A 17,078-nucleotide genomic window follows, 5' to 3' on the forward strand; every position below is an offset into this window, starting at 1 on the left:
GTCACCCGCCATTCAACGATTTCAGCAGATCGTCGATCGACGAGGGATCGAGCTTGAGCTTTGGCGGGGGCTGCACTGGCGGTGGCACGTTATTTGCGGCCGGTGGCGCTCGTTCCGCGCGCTCCGCCGCGGCCTTGCGTTCGGCGTCGAGCCTTGCCTTCTCTTCCGAGGCGATCCGCAACGCCTCTTCCGCCCTCTGGCGTTGCTGTTCTTCGGCCTGCGCTGCTTCCTCGGCAGCCTGTTGCGCCGCCTTGGCTTTGGCTTCGGCATCCGCTTCGGCCTTTGCAGCCGCCTCGGCTTTCGCCCTGGCCTCGGCTTCGGCTTTCGCCGCTGCATCCGCCTTTGCCTTGGCTTCAGCCTGCGCCCTGGCCTCCGCTTCGGCTTGGGCCTGCGCCTCAGCTTCGGCCTTTGCCTTGGCGTCCGCTTCAGCTTTCGCTTTGGCCTCGGCCTGCGCCCTCGCCTCCGCATCCGCCTGTGCCTTGGCGTCCGCTTCAGCCTTCGCCTTGGCTTCAGCCTGCGCCCTCGCCTCGGCTTCGGCCTGGGCCTGAGCCTCGGCTTCGGCCTTTGCCTTGGCGTCGGCCTCGGCCTTCAGCCGCGCTGCTTCCTGTTGCCTGCGCAGTTCCTCCGCCGCTCTTTCACGCTCGGTTTGCAGCGCAGCGTAGTAGCGCACCTCACGCCGCAGCCTTTGTTTCTCGAGCAGTGCGGCTTGCATCGCTTCGACCCGCTGCTGCTCCTTTTCCAGCGCACGCTGGGTCAGGAACTGTGCCAGCGGCTCGCTGTCGAACTGCCGTTTGGTGGCGCCAAACGGCCCGTCGACGCTGAAATTCAAAATCGGTTCGGAGCCGACCAGCGCCTCGTCGCCGGGACGATAGGCGATCTCGCCCTTGGCATCGACGGTGCTGGTGTTCAGATCGGCGGTGATGTCGGCGGACAGCGTCGCGCCCGGGCTTTCGAATTTGACCGGCGGCGCCCTCAGCGTGCCGCCGGCGATGGTGAAGGCAATATCGGTGTCCTGCGCCGGAAAACTGCCCGCCGCGGCGATCTGCGGCACAAAGCCGGCGGTCTTCGACGCGTCGATATCGCGCCCTATCGCGTCGGCCTTGGCAATGAATGCGCCAAAGGCATCGGGATTGAAGCCGGCAATAGTCATGCCCTTCAGCGTCGCCGTGCCGGAACCGGACAGCGCCGCAACCATCGCGTCGACCGATTTGCCGCTGGTCGAAAGCGCCGTCGAGAACTCGCCGCTTCCGCTGATGCCGGCCTCCGGCAGCACGGCTACCAGATCGGCGCCGGCGAGTTTCATCTGACTGGAGAAAAGCCCGGTGCCGTCATTGTTCTTGAGCTCGAACAGGCCACTCAACGCGCCGCCGAGGAACTTTGCCTTGAGGTCGGAAACGCGGATGCCCTCCTGGTCGAGCTGCAGCGACAGCGCAGCGTCATAGGCGGTGGCAAGCGGGCCGGCGGCAAGCGACGCCGCCGTCAGATCGAGATCGGCGGTAAATGGCAGACTGGATTTCTGGCTGAACGGTGCTGTCGGCCAGGTCCTGTCATTGACAAGGAAGGCCTGGTCACCGAACAGCATCACCGCCATCGGATCGAGGTCCAGCTCGTCCAGCGACAGCGCGCCGGCAAGATGCGGCAGCCCCTCTTTGATGTCGATATTTACGTCACCGGAGACCGCCGCTTCGTTGACGGCGCCGCTGAGGCCGCTCAGCACCAGGAGACCATTGCCGTAATCGGCATCGGCTGCAAGCGACGTCGACATGCCGGTGCCCATGCCGGGCAGGCCAACGCCGGTCGTCATCAGCCATGGCTCGATGTCGGCCGTTTCAAGGCTGACCTTGCCCTTGGCGGCCGCGCCTTGAGCCGTGTCGGCAATTGTCCCGTCGAAACCAGCTTTGAAGTCGTTGCCGGCCAGGCTGAATCGTGTCGCCAGGCCACCGCCGAGCGTGCCTTTGGCCGAGACTTCGGTGGTCGCCTCGCCGAGCATGCCGAGCGGCAGTGCCGGCAGACCGTAAAGCGCCAGAAGCGCGGTGGCGTCGGCATTCCTTGCGTTGAAGGTCAGCGTCACCGGCGCTTCGAGAGGCCGGTCGAGCGCCCCTTTGCCGGACAACGACGCCGAAAAGGCCGAGCCACCGGCCTTGCCCTGTGCGCTCATTGCCAGTCCAGTCGTACCGTCGCCATTGTCTGCGGCACTCGTGACCGCATCGATACGCGCATCCTGGAACAGCTCGGGATAGGCAGCAGCACGCTCCGCCAGGCCCTTCAGCACTGCATTATCCGGATAATGCTGGACGGCGACGTCGATCAGCGGCTTGAGGTCGACGGCGATCACCGAGGCGTCGAGCTTGCCGGTCGGGCTCGCCGGGAAATCCTTGATTCGACCGGTAGCGCTGATCGAGGCGCCGGCAAGTCCGCCGACCGACAGGCGATCGATCTCAAGCAGCCCATCGCGCAATCTAAGCGCGGTGTCGACGCTATCGGCGGTCAACCCGCCGGCGCTGACCGGCCCGGCCTTGATCTGGAAATCGAGGTCGCGGTCGGAAAAGCGGTTGGCGCCCTTGTCGCTGACGAAGATCGAGGCGAAGGCGGCGAGCCCGTCGACATCGAGTTCGCCACCTTCCAGTTGCATCAGCACCGATGGCCTTGTGTCGTCGGGCTGGCTGGAATCGATGCGGCCGGAGAACTTCGCCTTGCCGAGGATGAGTTCGAGATCGCTGAAGGCCTGGTGCTTCTCGCTCAAATCCACCTTGGCCTTGAAGCCGGCGGCCGGCAAGCGGCGGATCGCCTCGTCGACGTCCTTCGACAGCCATGCGGCGAAGCCGGAGGGCTGCGCCACCGCCAGAAGCAGCGATCCGGTGAAACCGAAATGGTCCTCGACGCTGACCATGCCGTTGGCTTCCAGCTTGGCGCGGCCGGGCAGCGTGGCGGCCAGCGATTTTACCGCCCAGCCGCCCTCGGCTGGCTCGGCGGACAGGTGCACGTCGCGAACGGTGGTATCGCCTGCCACCACCGCCGGCAGTTTCACCTCGACCGTGCCCGGTATGGTCGGCTTCGGCAGGTCGAGCAGCGCCTGCTCCAGCGCCGCCACCCGCTCGGACAGCGTCAATCCGGCACCGGCCGCCGCCCCCACGGCCTCGTCGAACTGCACCTGCGCGCCATTGGCCTCGATCGAGAAATGCGGCTTCAGCCCAAGGTCGACCGCAGCCTTGCCGTCGGCAGTGTAGGGATTGTCGCGCGGCCCGGTCTCGAAGCGGAATTCGTCGACGCCGAGCTTCTGGTGGTCGAGCGAAAACTTGCCGTTCAGCCTGAAGCCCGGGTCCGGTTTGCCGGCGCTGACTTTCAGCGCCTCGCCGCCGGTGCCCAGCTGCCGCGCCGCAGTCTGGTCTGCGCCCGATATCTTGAACTGGCCCGAATAGACGGCGGCGCCCTCGACGAGGCCCACATTGCCGTCGGTCTCGATGACCAGCGGATAGGCGTCCGGATCGGCCTTGAGCCTGAGCCGCATTTGCCCGTCCGGTTCGGCCTTGCCGGTGGAAGCGGCGATCGTCGTCCGCAACCCGTCCAGCAACAGCGAGCCGTCCAGCCGCCAGGGGCCGGCCAGCGACTTGGCCGAGATCGTCGAGTTGATCTCGGAAATAAGATGGCTGCGCCCGCCGGCGGCGTGGCTGAGCGCGATCTGTCCTTCCGTCACTGTCAGCTTCTCAATGGAGATTTGGCCGGGATCGAAGGGCGAGGACGGCCGTATCGTCCAGTCGACCGTGCCGTCGGCGGCGATGTCGATCGTCGCCTTCGGCCGCACCAGCCGCATGTCGAAAATCAGCACCTCGCCGCGCAGGAATGGCGCGAGTTCTGCATCCATCGAAAAGGTTTCGACGGTCATCGCCGGCTGGCCGTTGGGGCCACCGGCAACGGCGACGTTGGAAAAGGTCACCGAGGGGAACGGCAACAGCCTTGCCGTTGCATCGCCTCGCACGGTCACCTTGCGACCCAGGACGGCACTCGCCTCGCGCTCGAAATCGGCACGGTAACCTGTCCAGTCGACAAAGTACGGCACCACCAGCGCCGCACACAGCACCAGCACAAGAAGCCCACCGAAGATCACGAACAGGCGTGCGAGCATGAACTCCTAGACAGTTGATAGTAAAGTCAGTGGCACTCTACCCGCATCAGCGTGTCGATAAAGAGGCAAATAGGGGCACGGCAGCGACCTGACGTCAGTCCTTTCCCGGTAATATCTTGCCCGGGTTCATGATGTTCAGCGGGTCGAGCGCCTGCTTGATCGTGCGCATGATGTCGACGCCATGGCCGAGCTCATGCCGCAGGAAGCCGATCTTGCCTTGCCCTATGCCGTGCTCGCCAGTGCAGGTGCCGTCCATGGCGATGGCGCGCATATTGAGCCGCGACACGAATTTTTCCGCCAATGCGATCCCTTTCGGGTCGTCCACGTCCATCAGCACCAGCACATGGAAATTGCCGTCGCCGGCATGGCCGACGATCGGCGCGATCAGCCCCATCTCCGCGATATCCGCTTCGGTCTCCGTGACACATTCGGCAAAGCGCGAGATCGGCACGCAGACATCGGTCGACAGGCCCTTGGCGCCCGGCCGCAGTGTCAGCGACGACCAGTAGGCATCGTGCCTGGCCTTCCACAATTTCGTTCGCTCTTCGGCGACGCTGGTCCACAGGAACGGACCGCCGCCATTTTCCTCGGCGATCATGCCGAAGGTCTCGGCCTGCTCGGCGACGCTGGCATCGCTGCCGTGGAATTCGACGAACAGGCAGGGACTCTCCGGATAGTCGAGCTTCGAATAGGTCTTCATCGCCCGCATCTGCAGTGCGTTGACCAATTCTATGCGCGCCACCGGAATGCCCATCTGGATGGTCGCGATCACCGCGTTGCACGCCGACTCGAGGCTGGGGAACGGACAAACGCCGCCTGAAATCGCCTGTGGAATGCCCTGCAGCTTCAAAGTCAGCTGTGTGATGATGCCAAGCGTGCCTTCCGAACCGATCAGCAGCCGCGTCAGATCATAGCCGGCCGAGCTTTTCTTGGCGCGCTTGCCGGTCGTCACTGCTTCCCCGTCGGCCATCACCGCCGTCAGCGACAGGACGTTCTCGCGCATCGTGCCGTAGCGCACCGCGTTGGTGCCCGACGCACGCGTCGCAGCCATGCCGCCGAGCGAGGCGTTGGCGCCCGGGTCGATCGGAAAGAACAGGCCGGTGTCGCGCAGGTGCCGGTTCAGATCCTCGCGCGTCACGCCGGGCTCGACGGTGCAGTCGAGGTCCTGCGGATTGACCGCAATGATGCGGTTCATGCGTGACGTATCGAGTGAGATGCCGCCGCCCGGCGCATTGGTGTGGCCTTCCAGCGAAGAGCCGACGCCGAAGGCAATCACCGGCACGCGATGCGCCGCGCATGCGCGCACGATCTCCTGCACCTCCTCCGTCGTCTCGGCAAAGGCGACGCCGTCCGGCGCCTGCGTCGGGATATAGGTCGTGGTGTGCGCGTGCTGGGCCCGGATCGCCTGGCCGGTCTGGAATCGCTCGCCGAGCCGCTGCTTGAGGATGCCGAGTACGGCGGCAATGCCTTCTTCGTTGCGCTCGACCGGATTGAGGTCGCTTAGAGCCATCGATTCCTCCGCGAATGGACCAGCGTCCACCTTGTTCTGCATCTACGGATGCGTAGTCTCACCAACCACGCTCTGTCCAGTCCACGCTCATCCCGGCATGACGAGAAGGAAGTTTCCGATGCCCATCCCTGCCCCTTTCGTCTCTCGCGCCATGGACATCGAGGAGGCCTGGATCGACTACAACGGCCATCTCAACATGGCCTATTACAACGTGCTTTTCGATCGTTGCTCCGACGAAGCATTCGAGATGATGGGGATGGGGCCGGATTATGTGAAAGAACGACGGCTGACCATCTACACCGCGGAAGTCCATGTCTGCTACGTCCAGGAGTTGCATCTCGACCACAAGGTCACGGTCTCGTTCCAACTCCTCGACCATGACGAGAAGCGGCTGAGGGCCTATCAGGAAATCCGCCATCTCGACGGCTGGCTTGCCGCCACATCCGAAACGCTGTCGCTGCACGTCGACATGGCTGGCCCGAAGGTCGCGCCCTTCCCCGCCGACGTCCTGGCCAGGGTGGAAGCGATGCGCGCCGCCCATGCCGCCCTGCCGATGCCGGAGCGCGCCGGCCGCTCGATCGGTATTCGTCGTAAGCCGGCTTGAACCACGGTCCAACCGCCGTTAACCTTACCGAGGTTTTAACGTGAACAAGCCGAATTGAGACGTTGAACGACTCAGCGCGGCGTTGGAAAACCGTCCGCATCGAATTGCGATACGGGCGGCGGAGCAGCAGCGGTTCGGGGAACGTGCATGAAAACCGATATCAAGGTCGAGGCGGACAGGCTGGCGGCTGATCCACGCATCACCGACTATGATTTCTGGCGCTCGCTGAAGAACCTCAACAACGAGATCTTCCACATCGCCAACAACAACGAGCCGATCCCCTTCGCCATGATCCGCTGGCGCGCCATCCTGAAGCAGGCGCGGATGAAACGCGGCCACGCCTGAACGGTGGGGGAAGAAACAGACCGGCCGTCCGGTTTGCATTTCTGATGTGCTGACGAACGATCCCAAGCGTCAAGGCTGGCGCTTCACCGCCCCCAGCGGCGAGCGCGGCACCACCGGCGACGACTGGATGATCGCCGTATTGGTCATCGCGAACGGAATGATCCGGTCGATCACCCGCTCGAGCTCGGCCACCGAGGCGACATGCGCCAGCGCGATGAAACAGTCTTCACCGGTGACCCGGTCGCATTGGGCGATTTCCGGTAGGTCGCGGATGATTTCGGCTACGACAGCCAGTTGCCCCGGCACCGGCCTGATCCGCAGCCATGCCGATAGCTTCATGCCGAGCGCGGCCGGATTGATACGCACCGTATAGGCCTCGATCACACCGCTTTCCTGCAGCCGCTTGATGCGCTCGGCCACGCTCGGCGCCGACAGGCCGACCGAGCGCGCCAGTTCGGCGGTGCTGGTGCGCGCATCCTCTTCCAGCAGGCGCAGGATTTTCAGGTCCGCCGCATCCAGATCCGGATTTTCATTTCGAAGGCGTTTCAGCGGAATGCTCCTTGCTTTCGGAAAGGAAATGGCCGCAATGCCCGGCCATCATCCATATCAACGGCAAAAATCGCCTGCGATACTGACCCCATGGAAGATCGGACGCAAGCCCCAGCAGCAAGTCCGGCACTCGCCGGCCCCGCCTTTGCCTTGGCAAACGCGGTCCCGCCGCATCTCTGGTTCGGCGTCAGCGCCGTGTTCCACTATCTCGGACCGGCCTTCGCGGTGCTGCTGTTCCCGCATGTCGGCGTGCTGGGCATGGCTTGGCTGCGCATCGCCACCGCGGCACTCGTCTTTGCCCCATTGACCCGGCCATGGGCGGTCTTCGCCCGCGCCGATCGCTCGACGCGGTTGTTGCTTGTGGCTTTCGGCGTCTGCCTTGGGGTGATGAATTGCTCGTTTTACCTGGCGCTCGACCGGCTGCCGATCTCGCTGGTGGCGGCGACCGAATTCGTCGGCACCATCGGCGTTGCGCTTGTTGGCCTCAGAAGCCCGCGCAATCTCGCCGCCCTCGCAATCGCTGTCGCCGGCACCCTGTTGCTGATCGACGTCAAATGGTCGAGCGATCCCGTCGGCCTGTTCTGGGCCTTCCTCAACGGCACGCTGTTCGTTAGCTACATCGTGCTCGGCCACCGCGTCGCGCGCGGCGGCGCCGGCGATGGCATCGCCGGGCTGGGTGCCGCCATGGCGGTCGCCCTTCTCGTCGTTCTGCCGATCGGTTTCGCCGATGCTCTGCCGGCTTTCTCGGCGCCGCCGCTGCTGCTTGCGGGGGTCGGCGTCGGCATCTGCTCGTCGGTCATTCCCTATATTTGCGACCAGCTTGCCATGTCGCGGCTACCGCGCTCCAGCTTCGCGCTGATGCTGTCTTTGCTGCCGGTCACCGCGACGTTGATCGGCGTCATTGTGCTGCGGCAGGTGCCGAGCCTCACCGACTGCATCGGCATCGCGCTGGTGGTGGCCGGCGTCGCCCTTCACAAACCGGCGCCGGCGCCCACCTGATCAGGCCAGCTTCTCCTTGAGGAAAGCGATCGTCCGGCCCCAGGCGAGGTCGGCCGCCTTCTTGTCATAGCGGGCCGCCGACGTGTCGTTATTGAAGGCATGGTTGGCGCCTTCATAGACATAGACCGAGTATTCGACATGAGCCGCGTCGAGTGCCTTCTTGAAGGCATCGATACCGGCATTGGTGCGGGTGTCGAGCCCGGCATAATGCAGCATGAGCGCGGCCTTGATCTTCGGCACGTCCTCGGCCTTTGGCTGCATGCCGTAATAGGCGACGGCGGCGGCGAGGTCCGGCGCGTTGACGGCCAGCATGTTCACCGTGCCGCCGCCCCAGCAGAAGCCGACGGCGCCGACTTTGCCGTTGCCGTCCTTGTAGCCTTTGAGGTAGGCGACCGTTGCCACGGCATTGGCGGCGACCTGTGCTGGATCGAGCTGGGAAAACAGGTCACGTGCCCTGTTTTCATCGTCCGGCGTGCCGCCGAGCGGTGTCATGAAGTCCGGCGCAAGCGCCACGAACCCTTCCAGCGCAACGCGCCGCGCCACATCGCGAATATGCGGGTTGAGACCCCTGTTCTCGTGCACCACGATGACGGTGCCGAGCTTGCCGGTCTGGTCCGCCGGCTTGACCAGATAGCCCTTCATCTCGCCGGCGCTGCCGGGATAGCTGATGTCCTCGCCTTTCACCCGCGGATCGTCTTCCGCCACGATTGCCGCCTGGGCCGAATTCGCCGCCAGCAGCGGCGCGATCGCGGCCGCTGCCGCACCCGATCCGGCAAGCCTGGTCAATTGCTCCATGAAGCGCCGCCGGTCGAGCGTCAGATGCGTGTATTCGTCATAGGCGTCGATCATCGCCTGGGTAATGACAGGCTCGGCGGCAGTGGGTTCGGCAGGTGTTGTCATGGCGCGCTCCTCGTCGGCGCCCCCCGCGGCAACATAGAGCCGAAGCTTGCCTGGTCCAGTCACGGCTGAGTGAGGCTGCCATAAGTCCCTGCGCGAGGGCCGTGATGCCGCTAGCCCCACTGTCGTTAAATTTTGGTCCTTTGTGGCAATGCTAAATGCACGCACCACAATGTAAAAAGAAGTTACCGGGCTATGCCTCACTCGGGCCATTTGGCGAACGACAATGGCCATTTGGCGGGAAAAGAATGCCTGATTGACGACGAAGGAACACGCCCATGACCTTTCCCTCCCCGCTTCTGGCAAGTGGGTTCGCCCTCGCCGCTATGGCTTTGCTGGCGCTGCGGTTCACTGCCTTCACCGCCTTCAAACGATCGTTGATCAAGATCCGCGCCAACCGGCACCCGCCCGCAAACACCAAAGCCTGAGGAAAGGTCATGGACGTTCAGGACATCATCAACACCGTCTCCCAGAAATCCGGTCTCAACCAGGCTTTGACGGAAAAGATCGCCGGCACGATTTTCTCGGTGCTCGAACACGAGGCGGAAGGCACGACCCTGTCCAGCTTCTTCGCCAAAATCCCGGGAGCCGACGCCCTGGCCAAGCAATATGATGTCATGGCTCCCGGCGCAGCTTCCGGTGGTGGCCTCCTGTCCTCGCTGGAGGGCGCGCTCGGTGGCGCTCTCGGCGAAAAGACCGGCGCGCTGATCAACGGCGTCGCCATACTCAAGGCATCAGGCCTTACGCTCGCACAGATCAGCCAGGCCGGCACGATGCTGGTCCAGCAGGCCGAGGCAGCCGCCGGCCCGCAGCTGACCAGTGAGGTACTTGCATCGGTACCCGACCTGAAAGGGCATCTCGGGCTCTGAAGGAACTTCTCTATTTCGGCAGCGTATAAGCCATCACATAGTCGCCCGGCTTGGTACCGACCGAGCCGTGGCCGCCGGCAACGATGACGACGAACTGGCGTCCGTCGGCTACCGTGTAGGTCATCGGTGTCGACTGCCCGCCCGCCGGCAGCCGCGCCTGCCAGAGCTGTTTGCCGGTCGTCAGGTCATAAGCGCGCACATAGTCATCGACCGCCGCACCGAGGAAGGCGACGCCGCCGGCAGTGATCATCGGCCCGCCAATGCCGGGCACGCCGACCTTGAATGGCAGTGGCAATGGCGTCATGTCGTAGACGGTGCCGTTGCGATGCTTGTAGACGATCTTGCCGGTCCGAAGGTCGGCGCCCGCCACATAGCCCCAGGGCGGCGCCTGGCAGGGAATGCCGAGCGGCGACAGGAACGGCTTCAATATGACTGCGTAAGGCGCACCGTCATTGCGGTTCAGGCCCTGTTCGCTGCCCTTGGTGTCGCCGGGCGGCGGCACGTCGGCGCGCGGCACCAGCTTGGAGATGAACGCCAGGTATGTCGGCATGCCGAACATCACCTGCCGGACCGGATCGACTGCCACGCCGCCCCAGTTGAAGGCGCCGAAATTGCCGGGGTAGATCAGTGAGCCCTGCAGCGACGGCGGCGTGTAGCGGCCCTCATAGCGCAACTTCCGGAGCTCGATCCGGCAGGCCAGCTGGTCGAACATGGTAATGCCCCACATGTCGGCGCCGGTCAGCGGTTTCGGACTGAAGCTGAGGTCCGAGAGCGGCTGCGTCGGCGAGGTATGGTCGCCTTCGATCGCGCCGCCCGGCGCCGGCACTTCCTTGACCGGAACGATCGGCTCGCCGCTGCGCCGGTCGAGCACATAGAGGTCGCCCTGCTTGGTCGGCCCGACCAGCGCCGGCACCACGCCACTTTCCGTGGTGATGTCGACCAGCGTCGGCTGCGCCGGCACGTCCATGTCCCAGAGATCGTGGTGCACGGTCTGCCGCACCCAGCGCAATTGTCCGCTGTTGAGATCGAGCGCGGTGATCGACGAGGAGAATTTCTCGTCATTGGCGCTGCGCCCGGCGCCGAGCTGGTCCGGCGTCTTGTTGCCGAGCGGCACATAAAGCAGGCCGAGCTTCTCGTCGGCGCTTGCCGTCGACCACATGTTGGGTGAGTTGTTGGTGTAGGTCTGGTCCGGCGGCAGCGGCATCGTCTGGTCGGGATTGCCCGAATCCCAATTCCACAACAGCGCGCCGGTGTCGGCATCGTAGGCACGGATGACCCCGGACGGCTCCTGCGTCGAATAATTGTCGTTGACCGCGCCGCCGACGATGATCTTGTTGGCGACGATCAGCGGCGCCGAGGTCGAATAATAATAGCCCGGCTTCGGATATGGCATGTTGGCGAGCAGGTTCAGCGTGCCGCCTTCGGCGAAAGTCGGGCAGACCTGGCCATTCGCCGCATCGAGCGCGATCAGCCGGGCGTCGGATGTCGGCAGGTAGATGCGTGTGGCGCAGGGCTGGCCGGCGGCGACCTTGGCATCGGCATAATAGGCCACGCCGCGGCAGGTCTGGTGCTGGCGGTCCTTGTTGAGCTTGACCTGCGGATCGAAGCGCCATTTCTCCTTACCGCTCGCGGCATCGATCGCGATGGCGAAATTATGCGGCGTGCAGATGTAGAGCGTGTCGGCGATTTTTAGCGGCGTCACCTGATAGGTCGTCTCGCCGATGTCGTCGGGCCCTTTCACGTCGCCGGTGCGATAGGTCCAGGCCGGCTGCAGATTGGCAACGTTTTCGGCGGTGATCTGGTCGAGCGGCGAATAGCGCTGGCCGTATTGCGTGCGACCGTAATAGTGCCATTCGCCAGCCGGCACGTTGCCGCCAAGATCGGCCGTCGGCGTCACCTTGTCGGTGTTGAGTTCACCCGTAATATCCTTTGGATCGGTCGTCATCGAATAGCCGGCGACGGCAAGCGAGGCCAGCACGGCGAGGATCAGCGGCGCGCGTCCGTCGGGACCGGTAAGCCCGCGCCGCGCCCATGGCGTCAACAGCCATAGCGCGACAAGCACGATGATGCCGCCGCGCGGGCCGAGCTCCCACCAGTCGAAGCCGATCTCCCAGACCGCCCAGGCGAGCGTGCCGAGCACGATCGCCGCGTAGAGCCACAGCGCCGTGGATCTGCGCCTGTAGAGCAGCCAGGCCGCGACAAGGAAAGCTAGACCGACGATGACGTAGTACCAGCTGCCGCCCAGCGTCACGAGCCAGATGCCGCCGCCGCCAATCGCCAGGCCGATGAGGAAAAGGATCAGGGAGGTGATGACCACAGCCAAGACGGTGCTCCTTCGACTGGTGCGCTCCGCGACGCGTCCATGGGCAACCCCGCATTGCGTTCCTGCCCCCACGCAACTTTCTCCGGCCCGCTTCCCCTGTCAAGCAAGCTCGGCGTTTTACGGTGCCGGCCCATCGCAAGCCCGGCGTTTTGGTTAGCAGACCCATTCAGATTGTGAGTCTACCGACTGGACAGAGAACAAAACGGAGACACTTCTGGCCTTTCGCTGCCGAATCACTACATTCGGGGGGAGATGTCCGGCTTTTCGGAAGACATGCCCTTTTTTGACGAACCGAACGCGCGGCCCGTGGCCCCGTCGGGCATTGCCGCGCGCGCCATGGCTGCCCGCAGCAACCAGAACAACGCGCCCGATTATCTCAACGGCCTCAACCCCGAGCAGCGGCTGGCGGTGGAAACCACCGAAGGCCCGGTGCTGGTGCTGGCCGGCGCCGGCACCGGCAAAACGCGCGTCCTGACCACCCGCATCGCCCACATCCTTGCCACCGGCAAGGCTTTCCCCTCGCAGATCCTCGCCGTCACCTTCACCAACAAGGCGGCGCGCGAGATGAAGCAGCGCATCGGCCTGTTGATCGGCGAAGGCAATGTCGAGGGCATGCCGTGGCTCGGCACCTTCCACTCGATTGGAGTGAAGCTGCTGCGCAGACATGCCGAGCTGGCCGGGCTCAAATCCGACTTCACCATTCTCGACACCGACGATGTCGTGCGCCTGATCAAGCAGCTTATCCAGGCCGAAGGGCTGGACGACAAGCGCTGGCCGGCCAAGCAGTTCGCCCAGATGATCGACGGCTGGAAGAACAAGGGCCTCGGTCCCGCCGACATCCCCGAGGGCGATGCCCGTGCCTTCGCCAACGGCAAGGGCCGCGAGCTCTATAAGGCCTATCAGGAGCGGCTGAAAACGCTGAACGCTTGCGACTTCGGCGATCTCCTATGCCACCCGATCCGCATCTTCCGCGCCAATCCGGACGTGCTGAAGGAATACCATAAGCGCTTCCGCTACATCCTCGTCGACGAATATCAGGACACCAACACCGCCCAGTACATGTGGCTGCGGCTGTTGGCACAACGGCCGCAATCCTCCCCCCTTGAGGGGGAGGTGCCCGCGAAGCGGGCGGAGGGGGTTGCCGCAGAAGGCACCGCTAGAGCGTGGAGCACTGCCGCCGGTAGGTCGAGCACTGCCGCACGGACCCCACCCGACCGGGCTTCGCCCGGCCACCCTCCCCTCGAGGGGGAGGGAAGCCCGCGCCTGTCCACCGTAAATATCTGCTGCGTCGGCGACGACGACCAGTCGATCTATGGCTGGCGCGGCGCCGAGGTCGACAACATCCTGCGCTTCGACAAGGATTTCCCCGGCGCCACCATCATCCGGCTGGAGCGCAACTATCGCTCGACCGCGCACATCCTCGGCACCGCCTCCCACCTCATCGCCCACAATGAGGGCCGTTTCGGCAAGACGCTGTTCACCGAAAAGATCGCCGAGGACGACGAGAAGGTGCATGTCCACGCCGCCTGGGATTCCGAGGAGGAGGCCCGCGCCGTCGGCGAGACCATCGAGGCCTATCAGCGCCAGAAGCACAATCTCAACGACATGGCGATCCTCGTCCGCGCCTCCTTCCAGATGCGCGAATTCGAGGACCGCTTCGTCACGCTCGGCCTCAACTACCGCGTCATCGGCGGCCCGCGCTTCTACGAGCGCCTCGAAATCCGCGATGCGCTGGCCTTCTTCCGCGTCGTCGCGCAAGGCGCCGACGACCTCGCCTTCGAGCGCATCGTCAACGTGCCGAAGCGCGGCCTTGGCGAGGCCACCATCCGCCAGATCCACGACACCGCACGCGCCCTGCGCATCCCGATGCTGGAGGCGGCGGCAAAACTCGCCGAAAGCGACGAGTTGAAGCCGAAGCCGCGCGCCGCACTGCGCGAGGTATCGGCCAATTTCGAGCGCTGGCAGAAGGCGCTGGAAACCACGCCGCACACCGAGCTCGCCGAGACCATTCTCGAGGAGAGCGGCTACACCGACATGTGGAAGAACGACCGCTCGGTTGAAGCGCCCGGCCGGCTCGAGAACTTAAAAGAACTGATCCGCTCCATGGAGGAGTACGAATCGCTGCGCTCCTTCCTCGAACACGTCGCACTCGTCATGGACGCCGAGCAGAACGCCGAGCTCGACGCCGTTAACATCATGACGCTGCATTCGGCCAAGGGCCTCGAATTCGAGACCGTTTTTCTCCCTGGTTGGGAGGAAGGTCTTTTTCCGCACCAGCGCTCGCTCGACGAGGGTGGCCGCTCCGGGCTGGAGGAGGAGCGCCGGCTTGCCTATGTCGGCTTGACCCGCGCCAAGAAGAACCTGCACATCTGGTTCGTCTCCAACCGCCGCATCCACGGCCTCTGGCAGTCGACCATCCCGTCACGCTTCCTCGACGAGTTGCCGGAAGCCCATGTCGAGGTCGCCGAGAGCGGCAACAGCTACGGCGGTTACGGCAATTCCTACGGCGGCGGCTCGTTCGCCTCCGGTCGCGGCGGCCAAGGGGCAGGCAGGCAGAACCCCTATGGAGCATCGCGCTTCGACAACATTGGCGGCAATAACGGTGCTGAAAAATCCGGCGCTTTCTCCAGCACCTATGCGACACCGGGCTGGCAGCGCGCCCAAGCCAACCGCACCGAGGCCACCGACCGCAATTGGGGCACGCGCTCCGGCCACCAGGTCGAGCGCATCGGCTATGGCGAAACCGACTCCGGCTACGGCGCCGGCCGCACCTCGGTCAAGGGCCGCACAATCGACGGCGAGCTGGTCGCCAAATCCGTCGCCGACACGCCGTCCCCCTTCAGCGTCGGCGACCGCGTCTTCCACCAGAAATTCGGCAACGGCAACATCTCGGCCATCGAAGGCAACAAGCTGACCATCGACTTCGACAAAGCCGGCCAGAAACGCGTGCTGGACGGGTTTGTCACCGGGGTGTGAGGCCGCCGGGCGCTAGCGATACCGCGCCTGGTTCCACTTATGGCCGAGCAGCGACAGGATGATGATCAGGCCGTTGAAGAACTGGACATAGAAGCCGCTCAGGCCTGCCGCCACCACGCCGGTCTGGATGAACGAGACGGTGACCGCGCCGATCGCGCCGCCGACAACAGTGCCGATGCCGCCCCAGGTCGGGGTGCCGCCGACGAACACCGATGCCAGCACCGGCAGCAGATAGCCGTCGCCGGCGGTCGGCCACCAGGTGAAGTTGATCATCACCGAGAACGTGCCGGCGATTGCCGCGCCGATGCCGACGAAGACGAACACTTTTACGCGCACGCGCTTGACGTCGATACCCATCTGCTGGGCGCTGTCTGGATTGTCGCCGACCACCTTGACCTGGGCACCGAAGCGATGGCGGTTGTAAAGCAGCGCCGACAGCACGACGAAGCCGATGGCCCAGAAGATCTGCACCGGAATGCCGTAAAGCTGGCTGGAGAAGATCTTGTAGGCCCAGCTGTCGGCAAGGCCGGTCAGCGCCGTTGACCTGCCCTCGTTGATGATCTGGATCAGGCCGCGCAGCAGGAAATTCATGCCGAGCGTGGCGATCAGCGACGACAGCCCGCCATAGACGACCAGCGAGCCGACCAGGAAGCCGAGCAGCATGCCGGTGACGATTGCGGCGGCGATGCCGAGGAACGGGTCGTAGCCAGCCTGCACGACCAGCGCAAACACCCAGGAGGCAAAGCCCATCGTCGCCGGAAACGACAGGTCGATCTCGCCGCAAGTGACGACGAAGACCAGCGGCACCACCACGAACAGCGCCACCGGCAGCGTGGTGAGTACGGAGCTGTAGAGATACCAGGTGGTGAACACGATCGGGTTGGCGATCATGAACACCGCCATCATGACGATGAACACGGCAAGCGTGCCGAGCGCGGCGCGGTTGTCGAGAATGAACCCGCGCAGCCAATTGTCGGACGGGTGTCTCCACTCTTTCCCGGCGGCCTCATTATGCGTGCCGCCGAGGGGGCTCTGCAGATCGGGTTCCATGGTCTTGCTCATCGTGCCGCCCTCCCCGCATCGCCCGCGTCGTGCAACCCCGGCAATCCGCTGGGGTGGGCGACGTCTTCCATGAAATTGATCAGGTCTTCGGCCGATTTGACCTCGCTGCGGTCGGCGGTGAGCGCGACCTTGCCGCGGTCCAGCACCACGAAGCGATCGGCGATATCGAAGACGTGGTGGATGTTGTGGCCGATGAACAGGATCGAGCGCCCGCTCGCCCGCACCTGGCGCACGAAGTGGAAGACCTTGGCGGTCTCGGTCAGCGATAGCGCGGTCGTCGGTTCGTCGAGGACTATCAGCTCCGCCTTCTTATAGATGGCCCGCGCGATCGCCACGCCCTGTCGTTCGCCGCCCGAGAGCTGGCCGACGATCGACTGTGGCGTGAACACTTTCGAGGTGAAGCCGATCTCGCGCATCAGCCGGCTCGCCTCCGCGATCTCCTTGTTGACCTTCAGCCAGCCAAGCCAGCCGGTGAGCTCGCGGCCCATGAAGATGTTGCGCACGATCGTCTGCTGCACAGCGAGCGCCCGGTCCTGGAACACCGTCTCGATGCCGGCGTCGCGCGAGCGCGCAGGGCTCCATCCGGTCACCGGCTTGCCGCGGACGAGAATCTCGCCGCTAGTCGGTTTGACCACGCCGGACAGGATCTTGATCAGCGTCGACTTGCCGGCGCCATTATCGCCGATCAGGCCGACCACCTCGCCTCGATCGACGCTGAGATTGACCCCGCCAAGCGCATAGACCTGGCCATAGGACTTGCTGATGTCGCGCAGTTCGATAATGCGTTCGGCCATGGCGATCCTCGCTTGATTGTCGCGTGC

Annotated in this window: 13 protein-coding genes; 6 read left to right on the forward strand and 7 right to left on the reverse strand. The window is 64.5% G+C overall.

Annotated features, from left to right (window positions below; genetic code table 11):
* Position 1: 1 nt before the first annotated feature.
* Positions 2-4,123: an AsmA family protein gene (locus tag NKH16_RS21615; RefSeq protein WP_352742420.1), complete on the reverse strand. Its 4,122-nt coding sequence runs from the start codon at positions 4,121-4,123 to the stop codon at positions 2-4.
* 94 nt (positions 4,124-4,217) lie between these two features.
* Positions 4,218-5,633 (reverse strand): FAD-binding oxidoreductase, encoded by a 1,416-nt coding sequence (locus NKH16_RS21620; RefSeq protein WP_352901705.1) that lies wholly within the window; start codon positions 5,631-5,633, stop codon positions 4,218-4,220.
* Positions 5,634-5,751: 118 nt separating this feature from the next.
* On the opposite strand from NKH16_RS21620, the gene NKH16_RS21625 reads away from it, so the two are divergent.
* Complete coding sequence (locus NKH16_RS21625) at positions 5,752-6,237, forward strand: thioesterase family protein (protein ID WP_352450083.1); 486 nt, start codon at positions 5,752-5,754, stop codon at positions 6,235-6,237.
* A gap of 147 nt (positions 6,238-6,384) precedes the next feature.
* Positions 6,385-6,582 carry a hypothetical protein gene (locus NKH16_RS21630; protein WP_023676715.1) on the forward strand — a complete coding sequence of 66 codons (198 nt, stop codon included), beginning with the start codon at positions 6,385-6,387 and terminating at the stop codon, positions 6,580-6,582.
* Positions 6,583-6,651: 69 nt separating this feature from the next.
* Here NKH16_RS21630 and NKH16_RS21635 read toward each other — a convergent pair whose 3' ends face one another.
* On the reverse strand, positions 6,652-7,131 hold the full coding sequence (locus NKH16_RS21635; RefSeq protein WP_352742526.1) for an Lrp/AsnC family transcriptional regulator: 480 nt from the start codon (positions 7,129-7,131) through the stop codon (positions 6,652-6,654).
* A 90-nt stretch (positions 7,132-7,221) separates the two neighbouring features.
* Between NKH16_RS21635 and NKH16_RS21640 the strand changes: the two genes are divergently transcribed.
* The gene (locus NKH16_RS21640; protein WP_352742424.1) at positions 7,222-8,130 is read left to right on the forward strand and encodes an EamA family transporter; all 909 of its coding nucleotides are present in this window, start codon (positions 7,222-7,224) and stop codon (positions 8,128-8,130) included.
* On the opposite strand, the gene NKH16_RS21645 is transcribed toward NKH16_RS21640, so the two are convergent.
* On the reverse strand, positions 8,131-9,030 hold the full coding sequence (locus tag NKH16_RS21645) for a dienelactone hydrolase family protein (RefSeq protein ID WP_352742426.1): 900 nt from the start codon (positions 9,028-9,030) through the stop codon (positions 8,131-8,133).
* A gap of 275 nt (positions 9,031-9,305) precedes the next feature.
* Between NKH16_RS21645 and NKH16_RS21650 the strand changes: the two genes are divergently transcribed.
* On the forward strand, positions 9,306-9,455 hold the full coding sequence (locus NKH16_RS21650) for a hypothetical protein (RefSeq protein WP_023676719.1): 150 nt from the start codon (positions 9,306-9,308) through the stop codon (positions 9,453-9,455).
* Between the two features lie 9 nt (positions 9,456-9,464).
* The gene (locus tag NKH16_RS21655) at positions 9,465-9,896 is read left to right on the forward strand and encodes a hypothetical protein (RefSeq protein ID WP_023721154.1); all 432 of its coding nucleotides are present in this window, start codon (positions 9,465-9,467) and stop codon (positions 9,894-9,896) included.
* A gap of 10 nt (positions 9,897-9,906) precedes the next feature.
* Here the strand turns inward: NKH16_RS21655 and NKH16_RS21660 are convergent, their stop codons facing one another.
* Positions 9,907-12,219, reverse strand: a complete 2,313-nt coding sequence (locus NKH16_RS21660) for a glucose/quinate/shikimate family membrane-bound PQQ-dependent dehydrogenase (RefSeq protein ID WP_352742428.1) — start codon at positions 12,217-12,219, stop codon at positions 9,907-9,909.
* Between the two features lie 252 nt (positions 12,220-12,471).
* Between NKH16_RS21660 and NKH16_RS21665 the strand changes: the two genes are divergently transcribed.
* Positions 12,472-15,195, forward strand: a complete 2,724-nt coding sequence (locus NKH16_RS21665) for an ATP-dependent helicase (RefSeq protein ID WP_352901710.1) — start codon at positions 12,472-12,474, stop codon at positions 15,193-15,195.
* A gap of 12 nt (positions 15,196-15,207) precedes the next feature.
* Here NKH16_RS21665 and NKH16_RS21670 read toward each other — a convergent pair whose 3' ends face one another.
* Together NKH16_RS21670 and NKH16_RS21675 are read right to left on the reverse strand one after the other, a co-directional pair.
* The gene (locus NKH16_RS21670; RefSeq protein ID WP_352450091.1) at positions 15,208-16,257 is read right to left on the reverse strand and encodes an ABC transporter permease; all 1,050 of its coding nucleotides are present in this window, start codon (positions 16,255-16,257) and stop codon (positions 15,208-15,210) included.
* Positions 16,254-17,051 (reverse strand): ATP-binding cassette domain-containing protein, encoded by a 798-nt coding sequence (locus NKH16_RS21675; RefSeq protein WP_352450092.1) that lies wholly within the window; start codon positions 17,049-17,051, stop codon positions 16,254-16,256. Before NKH16_RS21675 ends, NKH16_RS21670 begins: the two co-directional genes overlap by 4 nt.
* Positions 17,052-17,078: the final 27 nt, after the last annotated feature.

The organism is Mesorhizobium sp. M1307, assembly GCF_040318155.1.
Lineage (GTDB): Bacteria > Pseudomonadota > Alphaproteobacteria > Rhizobiales > Rhizobiaceae > Mesorhizobium.

Excerpts from the sequence above, each read along its gene's own strand:
- NKH16_RS21650 (WP_023676719.1), top strand. The coding sequence starts at position 9,306 with ATGACCTTTCCCTCCCCGCTTCTGGCAAGTGGGTTCGCCCTCGCCGCT.
- NKH16_RS21620 (WP_352901705.1), bottom strand. The coding sequence starts at position 5,633 with ATGGCTCTAAGCGACCTCAATCCGGTCGAGCGCAACGAAGAAGGCATT.
- NKH16_RS21625 (WP_352450083.1), top strand. The coding sequence starts at position 5,752 with ATGCCCATCCCTGCCCCTTTCGTCTCTCGCGCCATGGACATCGAGGAG.
- NKH16_RS21665 (WP_352901710.1), top strand. The coding sequence starts at position 12,472 with ATGTCCGGCTTTTCGGAAGACATGCCCTTTTTTGACGAACCGAACGCG.
- NKH16_RS21675 (WP_352450092.1), bottom strand. The coding sequence starts at position 17,051 with ATGGCCGAACGCATTATCGAACTGCGCGACATCAGCAAGTCCTATGGC.
- NKH16_RS21640 (WP_352742424.1), top strand. The coding sequence starts at position 7,222 with ATGGAAGATCGGACGCAAGCCCCAGCAGCAAGTCCGGCACTCGCCGGC.
- NKH16_RS21670 (WP_352450091.1), bottom strand. The coding sequence starts at position 16,257 with ATGAGCAAGACCATGGAACCCGATCTGCAGAGCCCCCTCGGCGGCACG.
- NKH16_RS21630 (WP_023676715.1), top strand. The coding sequence starts at position 6,385 with ATGAAAACCGATATCAAGGTCGAGGCGGACAGGCTGGCGGCTGATCCA.
- NKH16_RS21645 (WP_352742426.1), bottom strand. The coding sequence starts at position 9,030 with ATGACAACACCTGCCGAACCCACTGCCGCCGAGCCTGTCATTACCCAG.
- NKH16_RS21655 (WP_023721154.1), top strand. The coding sequence starts at position 9,465 with ATGGACGTTCAGGACATCATCAACACCGTCTCCCAGAAATCCGGTCTC.
- NKH16_RS21615 (WP_352742420.1), bottom strand. The coding sequence starts at position 4,123 with ATGCTCGCACGCCTGTTCGTGATCTTCGGTGGGCTTCTTGTGCTGGTG.